Annotated in this window: 16 protein-coding genes and 1 tRNA gene; 8 read left to right on the forward strand and 9 right to left on the reverse strand. The window is 62.4% G+C overall.

The genetic code is table 11. The features are described 5' to 3' along the window. Positions 1 to 233 precede the first annotated feature (233 nt). The 3 genes from KY084_RS02645 to KY084_RS02655 form a co-directional block, all read right to left on the reverse strand. Complete coding sequence (locus KY084_RS02645) at positions 234 to 1109, reverse strand: mechanosensitive ion channel family protein (protein ID WP_219236888.1); 876 nt, start codon at positions 1107 to 1109, stop codon at positions 234 to 236. A gap of 78 nt (positions 1110 to 1187) precedes the next feature. Then, positions 1188 to 2141, reverse strand: a complete 954-nt coding sequence (locus KY084_RS02650) for a right-handed parallel beta-helix repeat-containing protein (RefSeq protein ID WP_219236889.1) — start codon at positions 2139 to 2141, stop codon at positions 1188 to 1190. A 66-nt stretch (positions 2142 to 2207) separates the two neighbouring features. Then, entirely contained in the window at positions 2208 to 3470 is a 1263-nt protein-coding gene (locus KY084_RS02655) for an alpha-hydroxy acid oxidase (RefSeq protein ID WP_246586818.1), read from the reverse strand. Between the two features lie 155 nt (positions 3471 to 3625). On the opposite strand from KY084_RS02655, the gene KY084_RS02660 reads away from it, so the two are divergent. The 4 genes from KY084_RS02660 (at position 3626) to KY084_RS02675 (ending at position 9763) form a co-directional block, all read left to right on the forward strand. Next, on the forward strand, positions 3626 to 5878 hold the full coding sequence (locus KY084_RS02660) for a glycosyltransferase family 4 protein (RefSeq protein ID WP_219237087.1): 2253 nt from the start codon (positions 3626 to 3628) through the stop codon (positions 5876 to 5878). Positions 5879 to 5950: 72 nt separating this feature from the next. Beyond that, entirely contained in the window at positions 5951 to 7237 is a 1287-nt protein-coding gene (locus tag KY084_RS02665; RefSeq protein ID WP_219236891.1) for a glycoside hydrolase family 130 protein, read from the forward strand. Between the two features lie 170 nt (positions 7238 to 7407). Continuing rightward, positions 7408 to 8937, forward strand: coding sequence for an FAD-dependent oxidoreductase (locus tag KY084_RS02670; RefSeq protein WP_219236892.1), 1530 nt, complete (start codon positions 7408 to 7410; stop codon positions 8935 to 8937). Between the two features lie 22 nt (positions 8938 to 8959). Continuing rightward, positions 8960 to 9763 carry an SDR family NAD(P)-dependent oxidoreductase gene (locus KY084_RS02675; protein WP_219236893.1) on the forward strand — a complete coding sequence of 268 codons (804 nt, stop codon included), beginning with the start codon at positions 8960 to 8962 and terminating at the stop codon, positions 9761 to 9763. Between the two features lie 154 nt (positions 9764 to 9917). On the opposite strand, the gene KY084_RS02680 is transcribed toward KY084_RS02675, so the two are convergent. Both KY084_RS02680 and cpdR read right to left on the reverse strand, forming a co-directional pair. After that, a tRNA-Val gene (locus tag KY084_RS02680) sits at positions 9918 to 9992 on the reverse strand. A 65-nt stretch (positions 9993 to 10057) separates the two neighbouring features. Then, the gene (gene cpdR, locus KY084_RS02685) at positions 10058 to 10438 is read right to left on the reverse strand and encodes a cell cycle two-component system response regulator CpdR (protein WP_281421876.1); all 381 of its coding nucleotides are present in this window, start codon (positions 10436 to 10438) and stop codon (positions 10058 to 10060) included. 99 nt (positions 10439 to 10537) lie between these two features. On the opposite strand from cpdR, the gene KY084_RS02690 reads away from it, so the two are divergent. After that, entirely contained in the window at positions 10538 to 11389 is an 852-nt protein-coding gene (locus tag KY084_RS02690; RefSeq protein ID WP_343227937.1) for an N-formylglutamate amidohydrolase, read from the forward strand. A 146-nt stretch (positions 11390 to 11535) separates the two neighbouring features. Here the strand turns inward: KY084_RS02690 and KY084_RS02695 are convergent, their stop codons facing one another. From KY084_RS02695 to KY084_RS02705, 3 genes are read right to left on the reverse strand one after another with little or no spacing between them, the layout of a single operon-like run. Continuing rightward, positions 11536 to 12099, reverse strand: a complete 564-nt coding sequence (locus KY084_RS02695; RefSeq protein WP_219236895.1) for a cytochrome b — start codon at positions 12097 to 12099, stop codon at positions 11536 to 11538. A 5-nt stretch (positions 12100 to 12104) separates the two neighbouring features. After that, positions 12105 to 12881: a SapC family protein gene (locus KY084_RS02700; RefSeq protein ID WP_219236896.1), complete on the reverse strand. Its 777-nt coding sequence runs from the start codon at positions 12879 to 12881 to the stop codon at positions 12105 to 12107. 32 nt (positions 12882 to 12913) lie between these two features. Continuing rightward, the gene (locus tag KY084_RS02705) at positions 12914 to 14365 is read right to left on the reverse strand and encodes an FAD-binding oxidoreductase (RefSeq protein ID WP_219236897.1); all 1452 of its coding nucleotides are present in this window, start codon (positions 14363 to 14365) and stop codon (positions 12914 to 12916) included. Between the two features lie 76 nt (positions 14366 to 14441). Here KY084_RS02705 and KY084_RS02710 point away from each other — a divergent pair, with 76 nt between their 5' ends. The 3 genes from KY084_RS02710 (at position 14442) to KY084_RS02720 (ending at position 16598) form a co-directional block, all read left to right on the forward strand. Then, positions 14442 to 14888, forward strand: coding sequence for a hypothetical protein (locus tag KY084_RS02710; protein WP_246586819.1), 447 nt, complete (start codon positions 14442 to 14444; stop codon positions 14886 to 14888). A 90-nt stretch (positions 14889 to 14978) separates the two neighbouring features. Next, positions 14979 to 16388, forward strand: a complete 1410-nt coding sequence (locus KY084_RS02715) for a DEAD/DEAH box helicase (RefSeq protein WP_219236898.1) — start codon at positions 14979 to 14981, stop codon at positions 16386 to 16388. Between the two features lie 6 nt (positions 16389 to 16394). Continuing rightward, the gene (locus KY084_RS02720) at positions 16395 to 16598 is read left to right on the forward strand and encodes a DUF1289 domain-containing protein (protein ID WP_219236899.1); all 204 of its coding nucleotides are present in this window, start codon (positions 16395 to 16397) and stop codon (positions 16596 to 16598) included. A 6-nt stretch (positions 16599 to 16604) separates the two neighbouring features. Here KY084_RS02720 and KY084_RS02725 read toward each other — a convergent pair whose 3' ends face one another. Beyond that, positions 16605 to 17237, reverse strand: coding sequence for a glutathione S-transferase family protein (locus KY084_RS02725; protein WP_219236900.1), 633 nt, complete (start codon positions 17235 to 17237; stop codon positions 16605 to 16607). Positions 17238 to 17322: the final 85 nt, after the last annotated feature.

Genomic DNA, 17322 nt, shown 5'->3' on the forward strand with positions numbered 1-17322 from the left:
GATTACGAACCGCAAGCCGCACACACCCCGCTTGTTCCGCCGCCATCCATCGCGGATCGCGGCACCGGCCCCGCACTCTAGCCTCCCTTGGAGGTGCCCGCCATGCGTTTCGCCGACCTCGCCCGCCTGAATTTATACGTGCGAAGTCGATAGCCGCGGCACCGATCTAATCGACGGCGCAGCGAGCGCCTGCCCGGAGGTTGGCGGTTACCTCAACCACCCGGGTGCAAGGATCACTCCGCCTCGCCGCGGTCGGTTTCCTGCACCAGCCGCAACGGCTCCTTGAAGGTATTGGTGACATAGGGGAAGGGAATCTCGATCCCCGCGGCGTTCAGTTCGCGGTTGATGCTGCGAACCACCGTGTCACGCGTCTGATGCATGTCGAGCGGCTTCGATCCCGCCCACCAGCGCACGGTGAAATCGATCGAACTGGAATTGAATTCGCGCGCGAACACGTCGATCCGTTTGTCGGTATCGACGCCTTCCGCCTTTTCGACCGCCATGCGTATCACCTTCTGCGCCTCATCCAGATCGGTATCGTACGACACGCCGCACACAATCTCGTGCCGCCGCTGATCGCCATCGGTCAGAATCTGCACCGGGTTCTTGAACAGCACCGAATTGGGCACGACCGTCAGTTCGTTGGACAGTTTGCGGACATGGGTTTCACGCAGCATGATGTGTTCGACCTTGCCCGCGATGCCTTCGCATTCGATCATGTCGCCGATGCGCATTTTCTTGCGCACCATGATCAGCACGCCGGCAAGGAAATTTTCAAATATATCCTGAAAGGCAAAGCCGATCGCCACCGTGCCGATTCCCAGCCCGGCGAGCAGGCTGGCGGGCGTCAGTCCGGGCAACAGGATCGTGACCGCGGTGAGCACGCCTACCACCCAGATCGCAATCCCCACCAGCGTCTCGACAAGCGATTGCAGGCTGGGCCGCATATGCGTCTTACCGGTCAGCCGGTCGGAAATCTTCTTGGCGAACCTGGCAATGATCCATGTGATCAGCAGCACGACGACGGCGATGGCGATGCTGGGCAGCAACGCGACGGCGGCCACCCACATCGAATTGAGCTGCCTGATCAGGATATTTACGGTTTCCATCGTTCGTCCGTTCGTTAAGGGCGCGTAGCGACTTCAACCGGGCGAAACGATGTCCGGTTCCCTCAGGCCTTAAACGGCCTAACGCTGTTCGAACCGGCGGATGCCCTGCCCCAAGTCGTTATCGGCCACGTCGATCCGCTGGCGGCTGGTCGTTGCGACAAAGGCGGGGCTGTGCGTCTGACCCGGCGCCAGCGCGGCGCGATTGTTAACGACGCGCAACCCGGCGGAGGAATAGGTCTGCGCTTCGGCCGCGACCACGATCATCCCGGTCCAGTTTTCCTTGTCCGGCCCCTGAACGAAGATGTTGCGCGCGATGGTGCCGCTTGCCCCTTCGGACAGGTCGATCATGTAATTGGTCTTGTGGCCCCGGCTGTCGTCAAAGCTGTTGTCGGTAATGGTTACTTCGGGCACGCGCAGCTTCACATAATGGCCGCCCGTTCCGCGTTCGAAGCGCGAATTGGTGATGGTCACGCTGCCTTGATTGGCGAGGTAGATCGAATGGCTGCAATCGGTCGTTTCGTCGCATTGCCCAAGCCCGGAAAAGGTCGAGTGGTCGATGCTGATCCGCTGATCGGTCGGCTGACCGCCCAATATCCCCTCCTGACTGTCGAGGAACATCGCGTTGGATACGGCAAGATCGCCCATCTCGGTACGAATCCCGGCCCCGTTGCCGTCGGCGACGCGAATATGGCGGAACACCAGCCCGTCCACCCGCGAGCCGCGCCCGCGAAGCACCAGTACCGCCTTCCCTTCGCAGGCGGTGCCGTCAAAGATCGCAGTGCCTGCCTGACGTGCGCGGAAGGTGATCCGCCCGCCCTGCTGAACCGCGCAGTCATGATAGGTTCCCGGCGCGATCAGGATCGTCGCATCCCCGTCGCGGATCGAAGTCACCGCCTCTTGCAGCCGCCAAAAGCCCTTCCCGCTGCTTTCGATCACAAAGGGCGCCTGCTCGCTGGACCGGGCATTCGGAATGGCCGCCGACACAATCCCGGCGGCAAGCGATATAATGGCGATGGCGATCGTTCGGCGCATGCGGGCATCACTCCTTCATCTCGCCACATGCAGGCAACGAGCCGGATCGGGAAGGCGAATAGAGGGTTAACCCTGCCCGCCGACCGCGCTCTTGGGCAGTTGGAGCGGCAGATCGCGGGCGCGAACCAGAATATCGGGATTGAGCGAATCCATCGACTTCGCTCCCATCTGACCAAGTTCGTTCATCATTTCGGCGCGGAGCAGGTCAAGCGCCTTGGCCACACCATCCGCCCCCGCGGCGCAAAGCCCGTAAAGCGGCGCGCGCCCGGCGAGCACGGCATCCGCGCCCAGTGCAACCGCCTTCAGAATATCGGTCCCCCGACGGATTCCGCCCGACATATACAGCGCCATGGAGTCGCCGACGATTTCGCGCGCCGTTGGCAGCATGTCGAGCGCGGACACCGTCCAGTCACCCTGCCGCCCACCATGACTGCCGAGGATCACCCCATCGACGCCGCTTTCCATCGCGCGGCGGATATCGTGCGGATGCAATAGCCCTTTCAGGAAAAAAGGGCGTTTCCACCGATCGCGGATGCGCGCGACATGATCCCAAGACAGTGTTTTGGGCATTTGCGAGCGTATCCAGAACGCGCTCTGGAAAAAACCGCGCTTGTCCTTTGGGATATAGTCGATGACGTTGGCGAAGTCGGGCATGCCGCGATTCAGCGTCGTGGCGATCCAGCGTGGATGGGCCGCGGCGTTCAGGACGGTCGGCACCGATGGCATCGTCTGGTTCATCCGCGTGCGCGCATACCATTCGCGTTGTCCGAAAATCTGCGAATTGGTGGTCAGCACCAGCGCCTCGCACCCCGCATCATGCGCACGATCGACAAGCGATTGCCAGATTTCGTTGCCGCCAAAGACATAAAGCTGCCACCAGTGGCGAAGTCCCTTTACCTTGGCGACATCCTCCATCCGTTCGTTCGACATCGTGCTCTGGACGAAGGGAACGCCGGCGCTTGCCGCACCCTGTGCCAGCGCGATGTCTGCGTGGCGGCGCATGATGCCGTTAAGCCCGGTCGGCGCGATGAGCAGCGGCATTGCCGCCTCACGCCCCAATATGTCGCGCGCTACCGATCGATCATGTTCGTCGACCAGCGTATGCGGAACGAAGCGCCAGTCGGCGAATGCGGCACGTTCGCGCGCAAGCGTCGCCTCTTCGCCAGACCCGCCTTCCAGATATTCAAGGACCAGCCGCGGCATCAATCGATGCGTTCGCGCGCGCAGATCTTCGATCGACTGGACGCGATCCAGATTGCCGCCCGAATAATAACGCCGCCGCGGATGATCGTCCAACTGGGCGGTGGAATGGTGCTGCGTAAAGGTCATGACGCGCCAACGCACGAAGAAGCGCGATGGACTCGCGAAAGCCGCAGGGCATTTGCAAAAGGAACTTTTGCGGTGCAACATCGTTAATGGTCATCGGGTTTTGCCGACCCTTCACTAAGGAATTTCAAGGCGTGCCGAACGACGTCGTTCCCACCATGCCGGGGAGCATGCCCGGCATCGATCATATCGCCATGATCGGTAACGCCTTGCCCCGCCGCTGTGGCCTCGCCACCTATACTTCGCATGTCGTGACCGCGCTAAACGCGCGCTTCCCCGATCTCACCGTCGACCATTACGCGATGGATGACGGCAGCGGCGTGGAATATCCTTCGAGCATTCATACGATCCCGGCGCGCGACCCGATGGCCTATCGCGAGGCTGCGGGCCTGATCGAAGCGAGCGGCGCGCAGGCGATATGGGTGCAGCATGAATTCGGCATTTTCGGCGGTGATGCCGGGGCGCATCTGATGCTGTTGCTCGAACGATCCACCCTGCCGGTGGTGGCGACTTTGCACACCGTGCTCGAATCCCCGTCGCCCGCTGAACGAACCGTTTTCGAACGGCTGTTGCAGCGTGCGGGTCACCTGATCGTGATGGCGCAGCGCGGCCGGGACATGCTTTGCGATCTGTACGATGTCGCGCCCGAACGGATATCGGTAATCGAACATGGCGTTCCCGATCGGCCCTATGTCGATCCCGACAAAGTGAAAGCGCGCTATGACCTGTCCGGGCGTCCGATCATTATGACGTTTGGCCTGCTCGCCCCCGACAAGGGCATCGATTACATGATCGAGGCGATGCCCGCGATTGTCGCCGAACAGCCCAACGCCTGTTATGTCGTCATCGGCGCGACCCACCCCAATCTGGTGCGCGAACAGGGCGAAGCCTATCGCGAATCGCTGGTCCGGCGCGTGCAGGCGCTGGGGATCGAACGCAATGTCCGCTTTATCGATTCCTTTCTGGAAGAGGATTCACTGCTCGACTGGCTGGAGGCGTGCGATGTGTACGTCACCCCCTATCTCAATCTGGCGCAGGTAACGTCGGGCACCCTGTCCTATGCGGTTGCGCTGGGAAAGCCGGTGGTTTCCACGCCATACATCCATGCGCGCGAAATTCTGGCCGACGATCATGGCGTCATCGTTTCCCGACGCGATTCCGCAGCGCTTGCCAAGGCGGTCGAACAGCTGCTTGGCGATGCCTCCCAGCGCGGCGCGATGGCGGCACGCGCCTATGCGCGCGGTCGCGAAATGATCTGGCCCAAATCGGCAGAGCGCGGCATCGCGGCGATCGCGAAGGCGCGGCGGGCGCGGGTTCGCTCGCTTGGCACGACAAGCAAGCCCGGCACCCCGCTAACGCCAAATCTGGAGGCGGTCGAGCGGATGACCGACGGTACGGGAATCCTTCAACATGGCATCTTTTCGATTCCCGATCGCAACCACGGTTATTGCGTCGACGATAATGCCCGCGCGCTCATCCTGACGAGCGTCATAGGAAGTGAAGAGAACAAGCGCGCTGCGCGTTTGTCGGCGGTCTATGCCGCCTTTCTGCAACATGCATGGAACCCCGATCTTCGCCGCTTCCGCAATTTCATGCGCTACGACCGCAGCTGGTGCGAGGATCAGGGGTCGCAGGACAGCAACGGGCGGGCGCTGTGGGCACTGGGCCATGTCGCGGCAAAGGCGAACGATCAGGCGCTTCGCGATTGGGCGATCCATCTGTTCGATCAGGCCGCGCCGCTGGTTCAGGGGCTGGAATCGCCACGCGCGATCGCCTTTGCAGCGCTTGGCGCGGCACAGATACTCACCCCCTTCCCCGCCCATGGCGAAGCGCGCGCCATATTGGAACGCGCCGGCGACTTGCTCGACCGCCTGCTCGCCGCCACGCGAAGGCCTGACTGGAGCTGGTTCGAAGCGGTGCTTGCCTATGACAATGCCCGGCTTTGCGAAGCGCTTATCCGCGCGGGAAGCGTCCTCAACCGCGACGACTTCGTCGCGACCGGCATCGAAACGCTCGACTGGATCCTCGATATTCAGACCAACGCGCACGGGCTGTTCCGGCCAGTCGGCACCGACAGTTTCAACCGCCCCTATTCACCGCCGCTTCCCTTCGATCAACAGCCGCTGGAAGCGCAGGCGACGATCGAGGCATGTCTCGCAGCGAGCGACGCGACCGGCGATTCCCGCTGGGCGAATGCCGCCCATACCGCCTATCGCTGGTATCTGGGGCATAACGACCTTGCCCAACCATTGGCATCGCGCGGCGATGGCGGCTGTTTCGACGGGCTGATGCCGCACGGCGTGAACCGCAATCAGGGCGCGGAATCGATCCTTGCCCTGCAGCTCGCCAATGTCGCGATCGCATCGTTGTCCGACCGGTCGGACAGTGAGGGCAATCGCAATGCCGCTTGACGGCGCTGCGCATATCGGCTGCTTCTAACGACACGCTGTTTCCAAGGGCTTTCGGGGGAAAACCGGCAAATCATGCTCAACGCCTATGTCTATCCGCTGCGACTGACCGCCGATGCTTCGCGCGTCGTCGTGCGGCCGTTCAATCTTGCCTGGCAGGCGAGCGGAACCGAACCGGGGCGCGCGCAACGCCTGGTGCAGGCTGTGCTCGATATGGACATGGCGGAAACCCGGTCGCAGCTCGCTTCGGTGCTTGCCGATTTCGAGGCGCGCCACTGGCAGACGCGGCGCGTCTTCATGAGCCGCTATGAAGAGATCGTCGGACTGCTCGGCCTCGACCTGCCGGATATCGGCGATGAAAAGCGACAGTTGATCGGTGCCTATTTCTGTCACGAATACAGCTATGCCGCCGCCGCGCTGATGAACCCCAGCGTGGTGCCGCATCCCGACCAGAGCGGGCTGGACGGAAGCGCGCTACGCATCCTGATGTCGGTACGCGCGGTGGGCGAAGGCCATATCAGTTCGGTCGTGTTTCGCGAAGGGTTGATCACCGACCGCAACGAATTGCTGCTGGCGGCCGAACCGCCCTTCGCCACCGCCGCCTATCTGCCCGATTCGAACGGGTTGAAAGCGCAAAGCGGACCGGTCACCATCTATCGCCATACCGACAGCACGATTTCGGGTACGGTCATCTTCCCCATCACCGAAGCACAGCATAACGGGCTGGAGGATGTCCGCCTGACGCTGTTCACGCATGACGATGGCACCAAGGAATATCTGGGGACGTACACGGCATATTCCGGCAGGGAAATTCAGTCGGAATTGCTGCGTACGCAGGATTTCCGCAAGATGGACCTGGTGCCGATGCGCGGCGCGGCGGCGCGCAACAAGGGCATGGCGTTGTTTCCGCGAAAGATCGGCGGAAAATACATGATGATAGGTCGGCAGGACGGCCAGAACCTGTTCCTGCTCACCTCTGACGAGATCGATCACTGGGAAGATGGCGAGTTGCTACTCGAACCGGTCTATCCCTGGGAGTTCGTACAAATCGGCAATTGCGGCCCGCCGATCGAACTGGACGAGGGATGGCTGCTGCTGACGCATGGCGTGGGCGCGATGCGCAAATATGCCATCGGCGCGGTTTTGCTCGACAAGGACGACCCTTCAAAGGTGCTGGCGCGGGCAAAACATCCGATCCTGTCGGCGCGTGACGAGGATCGCGAAGGCTATGTCCCCAATGTCGTCTATACCTGCGGGGCGCTGCGCCATGGCGACAGCCTGTTCTTGCCCTATGGCGTTGCCGACAGTTCGGTAGCATTCGCCTTTGTAAAGATCGGCGAAATGCTGGCGCAAATGGAATAGCGCCGAGAGCGCTGGCATCCACCAGGCGCGGGAACATTATCACGTCTGCGGCGCTGTCGGTTCGAACAATCAGCGATTGCGACCAGTCCAGTTTGCCGGAACGGCACTCGCAAGGCGACCTGCCTTGCGTAAAGCTGCAACGTGGCCGCTCGCCAGGAGACAAGCGCCCCATGACCGACCTGCCCGATCTCGCAACCGGAATACCCAGCGATCAATTGCGTGAGGACGATCCGGTCGCCGGCGACTATCACGGCACCCGGGTGGTGCTGGTTCGGCGAGGAGACGCCATTTTCGCCATGGGGGGAAGCTGTACGCATCTGGGCGCACCGCTGGAAACCGGCATGGTGATCGGCGACCAGTTGCGCTGTCCTTGGCACCACGCCCGGTTCGACCTTGCCAGCGGCGAGGCGGTGGGCGGTCCCGCAATCCCGTCGCTCGGCTGTTTCACGACCGAGGAGGCCGAGGGCACGGTTCGCGTAACCGGGCGCAGGGACACGAAACCACGCAAGGCGCAGCTGCAAGCGGATACCCCGATCGTCATCATCGGTACGGGGGCAGCCGGTCATGCGCTTGCCGACAAGCTGGCGCGCGCCGGTCAGGGCGATGCCGTAACCCTCATCACTGCCGAAGCAGCTCCGCCCTATGAGCGCACCATGCTGTCCAAACAATATCTGTCGGGCGCGCAGGATCGCGATTCCTGCTTTCTGCCCGGCCCCGGCGAAGACGGCGGCGCACGTCCGCAAATCCGTACCGGAACGAAGATCGTCGCAATCGACCGCGAAAAGCGCGTCGTGACAAGCGATACGGGCGAGCAAATCCCCTATGGCACACTGGTGCTCGCGACGGGCGCGGAGCCGGTTCTTCCCGATTTCGGGGGCAAGGCCGGCAAGTCAGTCTTTCGCCTGCGTTCGATCGAAGATGCCGACAACCTGATCGCTGCCGCCGAAAACGCCGAAAGCGCGGTCGTGCTGGGCGGCAGCTTCGTCGGACTGGAAGTCGCCGCATCATTGCGTCAGCGCGGACTTCGCGTGACGGTGATAGATCGCAATGCAATCCCGATGGAGTCCGTGCTCGGCGCGGAAGCGGGCGGTCTTGTCCGGCGCGTGCACGAGAATCAGGGCATTACCTTTCACCTGCAACGCCAGATCGCATCCTATGATGGCACGTCGGTTACGCTTGACGATGGCACGATGATCGCCGCCGACATGCTGGTGGTCGGTGCTGGCGTTGCGCCTCGCATTGATCTGGCGCACGAAGCCGGTCTGACACTGGCGAAGGATGCGGACGGGATACATGTCGACAAACACCTCACCACCAGCGACCCCGCCATCCGCGCGATCGGCGACATCGCTAGCTATCCCCACCCCCGGCTGGGCAGGCCGGTGCGCATCGAACACTGGGTTCATGCACAGCGGCAGGGCGAACATCTCGCGCGGCTGATGCTGGGCGAGACCGATCAGGGATTTACAGATACGCCGTTTTTCTGGTCGGGCCATTACGACACGAAACTTCGCTATGTCGGACATGCCGGAAAGCCGGTGAAAACTCGCGAGCAAGGCTCGATTCAGTCAGGCGACTTCGCCGTGTTTTTCGCCGACAGCTCAGATGGGAAAGGCGACCAGGCGATGCTGTCATGCGGCCGCGACCGCGAAGCGATCGAGGTGGAGGCCGAATGGTCGAACGATATCGCCCGGCTCTGATCCAGCGAAGGATGCAACACCAATGAACCTCAATATCGAAGGACGTATCGCTTTGGTCAGCGGGGCCGATAGCGGCATCGGTTTCGAAACCGCGCGAATGCTGTTGCAGGAGGGCGTTCGCGTCGCGATTACCGATCAGGACGAGGACAAGCTGGAGGAAGCGCGCGCGTCGCTGGAGCCACTGGGGTCAGTCATTGCGGTGCCCTGCGACGTCACCAGCACGGATGCGGTCACTGCATTATACGCCGCGGTTCGCGAAGCACTGGGCGACCCCGACATTCTGGTGAATTGCGCCGGCGTGACCGGTGCGACAGGCGACTTTCTCGATGTCAAAGATTCGGGTTGGGACGATACGCTATCGATCAACCTGATGGGCGCGGTGCGCATGGCGCGCGAAGCGATCCCGGCTATGCGCGCACGCAAATGGGGGCGTATCATCCTGATCGGTTCGGAAGATGCGGAGCAGCCCTATACCGAAGAATTGCCCTATTGCGCATCGAAAGCGGGCATCCTCAGCCTGACCAAGGGGTTGTCGAAAGCCTATGGCGGCGACAATGTGCTGGTGAATTCGGTGTCGCCCGCGTTCATCGCAACGCCGATGACCGACGCGATGATGCGGAAGCGCGCCGACGAAAAAGGCGTCAGCTTCGATGAGGCGGTCGAAACGTTCCTCGACGAAGAACGGCCGGGCATGGCGCTGAAACGGCGCGGTCGCCCCGAAGAAGTCGCCGCCATGATCGTATTTCTGGTTTCCGAACAGGCAAGGTTCGTCAATGGTGGCAATATGCGCGTCGATTCGGGATCGGTGATGACTATGGATGCGTAGCCAGCATATGAACCGAATGCTGCGCCGCTTGCATTTGGCGTCGCTCGCCGGCTTAGCGGAAACACCAGGTAACCAGTCGAACAGCAAAGCAGGAAGGAAGCAGTATTTGTTTTCCCCAGGACCCGCCCAAAGGGTCAGTTCCTGGGGATAAACATGGTGGGCGTGGCAAGGATTGAACTTGCGACCCCTGCGATGTCAACACAGTGCTCTACCACTGAGCTACACGCCCGAGGTCGCGCGCTGTAGCCGGGGTTTGCCCCCCTGACAACCCGTGCGCGCGACTTTATCGAAAATTTATCCGCGCCCCCCCGGCGCCACCTCCCGTTCGAACATGCGATCGACCTCCCGTACCAGTTCGCGCAGGTGAAACGGCTTTGACAGAACACGCGCATTGGGCAGCGATTCGCCCGCGCGCAGCGTCACCGCCGCGAAACCGGTGATGAACATCACGCGCAGGTCGGGCGCCATTTCGCCCGCGCGCTGGGCCAGTTCAATCCCGTCCATCTCCGGCATCACGATATCGGTCAGCAAAAGATCGAACCGTTCGTTTTCCAGTAATGGTATGGCAGCGGTCCCGCGATCCACCGCCGTTACGTCATAGCCCGAGCGTTCCAATGCCCGAGTCAGATATTCGCGCATTCCGCGCTCGTCTTCGGCCAGCAAAATTCTGAACATCATCACCCCGCCCGCGCCCTTCTATGCGCGAAGACCTTAAGATTTTCCAGACACAAGCGTCGCTTGTCAGCTTCCGTCCCGCGCCCTAGCGTGTCCCGCGTGAACGGCGACAACGCCCCCTCCTATCATATTCACGGGCCCGCGATACCGGTCTGTCCGGTCATTCTTTCGGTCCCGCATGCCGGGCGCGCCTATCCCGGCGCGTTGCTCGATGCGCTGAACGTGCCGCTGGCGGCGCTGCTGCCGCTTGAGGACCGGCTGATCGACGAAGTCACGCTTTCCGCCCGACGTCACGAAACCCTGCTCATCGCCCGGCGGCCGCGCGCGTGGATTGACCTCAACCGCGCCGAATGGGAGCGTGATCCGCAGGTCGAGGCGGACGTAAGCGCGCAAGGTCGCCCGCGCAGCAGCGCAAAGCTTCGCGCGGGACTAGGGCTGGTGCCGCGCCGCAGCAGCGGCTTCGACCATATCTGGAACCGCCGCTTCACGAATCAGGAGATTGATGAGCGGATCGGTATCGACCACCGCCCTTATCATGCTGCACTGGAAGAATTACTGCGCGCTGCCCGCGCCCGGTTCGGGATTGCGGTGCTGCTCGACATCCATTCGATGCCGGGTCTGCCGGGTGCCGATCCGCCCGACATCGTGATCGGCGACCGGTTCGGCAGAAGCGCGACCGGGCGCCTTTCCAGTGCTGCTGAAGCGGCAGCAACGCAAAGCGGGATGCGGGTGGCGACCAATTCCCCTTATGCAGGCGGGCATATTCTCGACACCCATGGTCGCCCCGAACGCGGCATCCACGCGATCCAGATCGAAATCGATCGCACCCGATATCTGGATGGCGCGATGGAATGGCTCAACGAAGAAGCGGGAGAGGTCGCTGCGATGTTGCGCCGCGTTATCGATGCGCTCGCCGAAGCGGCAATTCCCGGCGCTGTGGCAGCGGAATAAAAAAACCACCTCGCGACAGGCGCGAGGTGGCCAAGGTTCAGGGAGGAGACACGCCCGGGGGCGTGTCGCACGATCCCGCGAAAGGGGGGAACACGAGACCGTGTAAACAGGATATAGGCGGGCTGCCCCCCGCCTTCAAGAACGGTTTATCGCTTCCTGCCACTCGGTTCGACGCCCGGCATCATCCGGCCCAGCACACCGTCGCGCAAAATAAACTGATGACGCAGCGCAGCAGCGATATGCAGCACCACCAGCGCAGCCATGGCATAACCGAAAATCTCGTGAAATTCGTGGCCCGCACCGGCCATGCCGCCGCTGACCGGCAGCATGGGAACGTCGAACAGCCCGAACCAACTTACCGGATGCGGATGCCGGCCGCCCGACGTCATCGCCCATCCGCTGAGCGGCATCAGAATGATCAGGGCGTAGAATATCCAGTGGACAAGGTGCGAAAGCCCCTTTTCCCAACCCGGAAGCGAAGCGGGCAGTGGCGGCACGCGATGGGTCAGCCGCCAAGCGAGCCGAGCGATGCTGAGCACAAGAACAGTGATGCCGATCGCCATATGCACCGGCATCAGACCCGCCCCCTTGAAAAGCGATTCATGGAAGAGGCCGTAAATCAGATTGGCGATGACGAGGACCGCGATGATCCAGTGGAACGCGATCGCGCCACGGGAATAGCGCCTCTGGTTGAAAGCGGTCCTCGCCATCGCGATCAGACCTGCGCCTGGGGCTGCGGCATGCGCCCGGTGCGCATCTGCCGCCCGAACAGGTCGCGCATCAGGCTGAGCGACATGAGATGGGCATAGATCAGCGGCAGCATGCCGTTCTGCACGATCTTGCGAAGCTGATCGCCGCGAAGCTCGTTCAGCTTCTTTTCGTCGACCATCTGGAACCCGCGATAGATGAACGGCTGCGGAGCGCCTTCGGGCTGGATCGATACTTCGCCGTCCATCAACAGGCCCAGTTCCTTGATCTCGCGCATGAACTGGCCAGTGCGCTGGCCCGCTTGTTCGAAATTCTCGTTGAACTGAAGCACCTGCTTGGTGAATTCGGAAGGCTTGTCGTCATCGAACAGCGCCTCGCCCTCGTCAAATTCGCCAACGATGTCCGACGTCGGATCGAAGCAGAGCGAAAGCTCTTCGGCTTCGGGGCGCAGCTTGGCGAGAAGGAAGGGGTAGCGACGCACATAAGCGGGCACATAGGCGCCCTCCTCGGTCAGCTTGCCTTCATCGTCAAAGAAGAGGTTCACCCCTTCGTTCAGTCCCATCAGCGCCAGCGGAACGGGTTCGTCGCCCATTGAAAAGACGATCGGCATTCGCCGCTGCACCATCGGAAACTCCTCCACCGTCAGCGGAACCGCATGCGTATCCTTGACGAACGGGGCCTTTTCGGCGGCCCTCAACTTGAACCTGGCATGTTCCTGCGTCGAAAGCGGCTTCAAATCCTTGTAAAACAGCGGAAGCGATTGGGTCTGCGGCGCGCTGGCCATGAAAATCTCCTGATGTAATCTCGTTTCGCTTCCTATGTGTCGCGCGAAGCGGGCGCAAGCGCTACCAATTTGCCCGGATTGCAAATATTACGCGGATCGAGCGCCGATTTCACCGCGCGAAGCGTGGCCAGACGTGCAGGAGAGCCGAGCCGTTCGAGTTCGCGCAGCTTCATTTGCCCGATGCCGTGCTCCGCCGAAATCGATCCGCCGGCGGCGACCACCATATCATTGACGAAGCGGGAAATGGTCTCCGCTTCCTGTGCATACCATTGATCCCATTGCGATCCCTGTGGCGCGCGGACGTGGAAATGGACATTGCCGTCGCCCAGATGACCGAACGCGGTGGCATGGGTGCCGGGAAAGCGCGCTTCCGCCCGCTTCGCGGCATCCACCATGAAATCGGGCATGTCGGCCACGGGAACCGAAATATCATGCTGGACCGCCGGCCCCGCCGAACGTTCCGCTTCGGAAAGCGAATCGCGCAATTTCCAGAATGCCGTGGCCTGCGCCTCGCTCGCGGCGATCACCGCGTCGGCAATCGTGCCCGCCTCCAGCGCTTCGGCCAGCACCGATTCGAGCAGCGCGCGGGGGTCATTCGGATCGCCCTCCCCCCCAACCGCCTCGATCAGCACATGCCAGGGATATTCTCCGGCAAGCGGCGCGCGCGTATCGGGAATGGCCGACAGCACCAGCGCAAGCGAATCGCCCGGAATGATCTCGAAACTCTCCACCGCATCGCTGCGCGCTTCGATTTCGCGCAGCAGCTTCAGCGCGGTGCGCGGGTGATCGAGGCCGACCCAGGCAACCGCTCGTCTGGCGATGGCCGGCACCAGCCGAAGCGTCGCGGCTGTGATGAAGCCCAGCGTGCCCTCCGCACCGATCAGCAACTGGTTGAGGTCATATCCGCGATTGTCTTTCTTCAGCGCCGCCAGGCCGTCATGCACCGCGCCGTCGGGCAAAACCGCCTCAACGCCGGCGACCAACCCGCGCATCGTGCCATGGCGAAGCACCTGCGTGCCCCCCGCATTGGTCGATACCAGGCCGCCGATCGTGGCGCTGCCGCGCGCGCCCAGCGTCAACGGGAAGCGGCGCCCCGACGCTTCGGCCGTTTCGTGGAGCGTCTGCAAAATCACGCCCGCTTCGGCGATCGCCAGATTATCCTCGGCGGATAGCGAGCGGATCCGGTTCATCCGGCGCAGCGAGAGGATCACGGCGCTGCCGTCCGCGGGGGGCGTCGCGCCGCCCACCATCGACGTATTGCCCCCCTGTGGCACAAGCGGGACGCCAAGTTCGCCCGCCTTGCCAACGATCGTGGCGACCTGTTCGGTCGAATCGGGCTGGAGAATCGCAGGCGCGGCACCGTGATAACGGCCGCGCCAGTCAACCAGCCAGGGGGCGATGTCGTCGACGTTCGTGACGACCGGCCGTTCCCCAAACCGGTCGCGAACGAAATCGATAAGCGCTTTTTGCGATGCATTGGCCATGTATCGGCCGGTAGCATGACGCCGTGACCGAGGCCAATTCATCGGCGGTTAAATCGCCGTCGCTACCTTCGCCGTCGTGCGTCTCGTTCCCCTCACCATTCTCGCCGCCCTTGGCGTTCCCTGCGCCGGCGCGGCGACCCTTGTCGGGGCGGCGGCTACGGCGCAGGTGACCGTGCATCAACGGATCATCATCCGTATCCCGCGCGTCCGTGACCCGCGGGTCACGATGCTGCGCGAACGCCCGGTGCGCTGGCACGAAAAAAAGGCCGACCATTGTCAGCGGGCGGGCGAATTTGTCGGCGCGGCGATCACCGATGCCCATTCGGTCGACCTGATGCTGCGCGACGGCAGCCGCCTGCGCGCCAAGCTGGGATCGGATTGCCCCGCGCTCGACTTTTATTCGGGCTTCTATCTGGCGCCGGGAAGCGATGGAAAGATTTGCGCGGACCGCGACGCGATCCGGTCCCGCGCGGGCGGCAGTTGCGAGATCGAAAGCTTTCGCCGGCTGGTCGCGGCGCATTGATTCCATCGCGCAACGCTTGACAATCGGCCCGAAATCCGCGAGCGCGTTCCCGTTTTCCGGCGCCGTTGCCGCCGCTTTTCCGGTCATGATATGAAATTTGCCGATCTCGGCCTTTCCGACGAACTTCTGCACGCCGTCCGTGATGCCGGCTATGATGAGCCGACTCCGATTCAGGCGAGCGCGATTCCCAGCGTCCTGATGATGCGCGACGTCATCGGCGTGGCGCAGACGGGGACGGGCAAAACCGCGTCCTTCGTGCTGCCGATGATCGACATCCTCGCGCATGGCCGCAGCCGGGCGCGCATGCCGCGATCGCTGATCCTCGAACCGACGCGCGAACTGGCGCATCAGGTGGCGGAGAATTTCGAAAAATACGGGAAGCATCACAAGCTGGAAATGGCGCTGCTGATCGGCGGCGTTTCGATGGGCGACCAGATCAAGGCGCTGGAAAAGGGCGTCGACGTGCTGATCGCGACGCCGGGCCGGCTGATGGACCTGTTCGAACGCGGCAACATCCTGCTGACCGGCTGTTCGCTGCTGTGCATCGACGAAGCGGACCGGATGCTCGACATGGGGTTTATTCCCGATATCGAGAATATCTGCACCAAGCTGCCCAAGCAGCGCCAGACGCTGCTGTTTTCGGCGACCATGCCGCCGCCGATCAAGAAGCTGGCCGATAAATTCCTCGACAATCCCAAAACGATCGAGGTTGCGCGCCCTGCGACCACCAACACCAATATCCAGCAGTTCGCCGTGCCTGTCCGCCAGGACAGAAAACGCGATATGCTGCGCAAATTACTGGCGCAGGAAGAGGTTCGCACCGCGATCATCTTTTGCAACCGCAAGACAACGGTGCGCGAACTGAACAAGAGCCTGAAGCGATCGGGCTTTGCGTCGGGCGAAATCCACGGCGACATGGACCAGCCCGCGCGGCTTGCCGAGCTGGACCTGTTCAAGACCAACCAGGTCAATATCCTGGTCGCGTCCGACGTCGCCGCGCGCGGGCTGGACGTGAAGGGGGTTAGCCATGTCTTCAATTTCGACGCGCCGTGGCACCCGGACGATTATGTCCACCGCATCGGGCGTACCGGACGCGCGGGCGCGAAGGGCATTGCTTATACCTTCGTCACCAGCGACGATGCCGAAAATATCGACAATATCGAAAAGCTGATCGGCCAGAAAATCGAGCGGCTGGAGAGCCCCGCCGAAGCGCTGGACAAAGCGAAGGCGGATGATTCCGCGGACGAGAAAAAGCCCCGGCGTGGGCGCGGCGGCGCGAAGAAGGCGGATTCCGACACTGCGGACGCGCAGGCAAAACCGGCTCGTAAATCGCGCACCGCGACGAAGCAGAAGGCACAAGCGGAAAGGCCCGCCACCAGTCCGCGCAAAGGCCGCGCGGGGTCCGGACGGGAAGAGCGCGTATCCGACGCGGCACTCGCCACGCCCGACGACTGGAATGGCCCCATCCCCGCCTTTCTGGACGTCAAGCTGGGCGCCTGAAGGCCTTTGCCGAGGGACGAGGACGATTTTGTCGAAAGCGTCCCGCCGGCCCGCGTCGCCAGCCCCTGTATTGGCGTCTGTCGGATCGATCCCGATACCGACCGGTGCAAGGGATGCCGCCGCACGCTTGACGAAATCACCCGCTGGAGCACGTTGCGCGACGATCAGCGACAGGCGATTCTCGACCGGTTGAGCGAGCGCGGCGGCTAAAAACGATCAGCCGGGCGCCCCTGCCCCTTCCGGCATCAGCGCATCATCCATCTGCGACGCACGGATATAGGCGTCGCGCGAAAGGATTCGTTCGAGATATGCAGTAAATGCGGGCCGTTCGGGCAGGGTGCCGAAACGAACGCCCCAGTTGATCTGCGAGCCGAGATACACATCGGCGGCAGTGAAGGCGTCGCCGGTTACATAGGGTCCCGCCGCCACCACGCGTTCCAGCACATTGACGGTCAGGTCATAGCTGCCATAGCCCGCCATGCGCATCTGATCCGCGCCGGGAATAAAGCCAAGCGCCTTGTTGGTCACCGCCTGTTCCACCGGACCTGCTGCGAAAAACAGCCAGCGATAATAGTCGGCGCGGTGGGCGGGATCGGGGGCAAGGCCGGCCTGCGGAAAGGCATCGGCAAGATAGGCGCAAATCGCCGCGCATTCGCTGACGACATGATCGCCATGCCGGATCGCGGGAACCTTTCCCATCGGATTGATAGCGAGAAAGGCATCGCCCTTCATCGTCGATGCATAATCGAGCAGCTGCGTTTCATAAGGCTGCCCCACCTCTTCCAGCATCCAGCGGACAATCCGCCCGCGCGACATCGGATTGGTATAGAAAATCAAATTTTCGGCCATCGCGATTCCCCTTCGACGCAAACAGAACATAAAAAGAACAGTTTTGCATTTCGGTCAAGCCGCGATTTGCGACGCGCGCGGCCAA

This window comes from Stakelama flava (assembly GCF_019351405.1).
In the GTDB taxonomy this organism is placed as follows: Bacteria; Pseudomonadota; Alphaproteobacteria; order Sphingomonadales; family Sphingomonadaceae; genus Sphingomonas; species Sphingomonas flava_A.

Excerpts from the sequence above, each read along its gene's own strand:
- KY084_RS02645 (WP_219236888.1), bottom strand. The coding sequence starts at position 1,109 with ATGGAAACCGTAAATATCCTGATCAGGCAGCTCAATTCGATGTGGGTG.
- KY084_RS02650 (WP_219236889.1), bottom strand. The coding sequence starts at position 2,141 with ATGCGCCGAACGATCGCCATCGCCATTATATCGCTTGCCGCCGGGATT.
- KY084_RS02655 (WP_246586818.1), bottom strand. The coding sequence starts at position 3,470 with ATGACCTTTACGCAGCACCATTCCACCGCCCAGTTGGACGATCATCCG.
- KY084_RS02660 (WP_219237087.1), top strand. The coding sequence starts at position 3,626 with ATGCCGGGGAGCATGCCCGGCATCGATCATATCGCCATGATCGGTAAC.
- KY084_RS02665 (WP_219236891.1), top strand. The coding sequence starts at position 5,951 with ATGCTCAACGCCTATGTCTATCCGCTGCGACTGACCGCCGATGCTTCG.
- KY084_RS02670 (WP_219236892.1), top strand. The coding sequence starts at position 7,408 with ATGACCGACCTGCCCGATCTCGCAACCGGAATACCCAGCGATCAATTG.
- KY084_RS02675 (WP_219236893.1), top strand. The coding sequence starts at position 8,960 with ATGAACCTCAATATCGAAGGACGTATCGCTTTGGTCAGCGGGGCCGAT.
- cpdR (WP_281421876.1), bottom strand. The coding sequence starts at position 10,438 with ATGTTCAGAATTTTGCTGGCCGAAGACGAGCGCGGAATGCGCGAATAT.
- KY084_RS02695 (WP_219236895.1), bottom strand. The coding sequence starts at position 12,099 with ATGGCGAGGACCGCTTTCAACCAGAGGCGCTATTCCCGTGGCGCGATC.
- KY084_RS02700 (WP_219236896.1), bottom strand. The coding sequence starts at position 12,881 with ATGGCCAGCGCGCCGCAGACCCAATCGCTTCCGCTGTTTTACAAGGAT.
- KY084_RS02705 (WP_219236897.1), bottom strand. The coding sequence starts at position 14,365 with ATGGCCAATGCATCGCAAAAAGCGCTTATCGATTTCGTTCGCGACCGG.
- KY084_RS02715 (WP_219236898.1), top strand. The coding sequence starts at position 14,979 with ATGAAATTTGCCGATCTCGGCCTTTCCGACGAACTTCTGCACGCCGTC.
- KY084_RS02725 (WP_219236900.1), bottom strand. The coding sequence starts at position 17,237 with ATGGCCGAAAATTTGATTTTCTATACCAATCCGATGTCGCGCGGGCGG.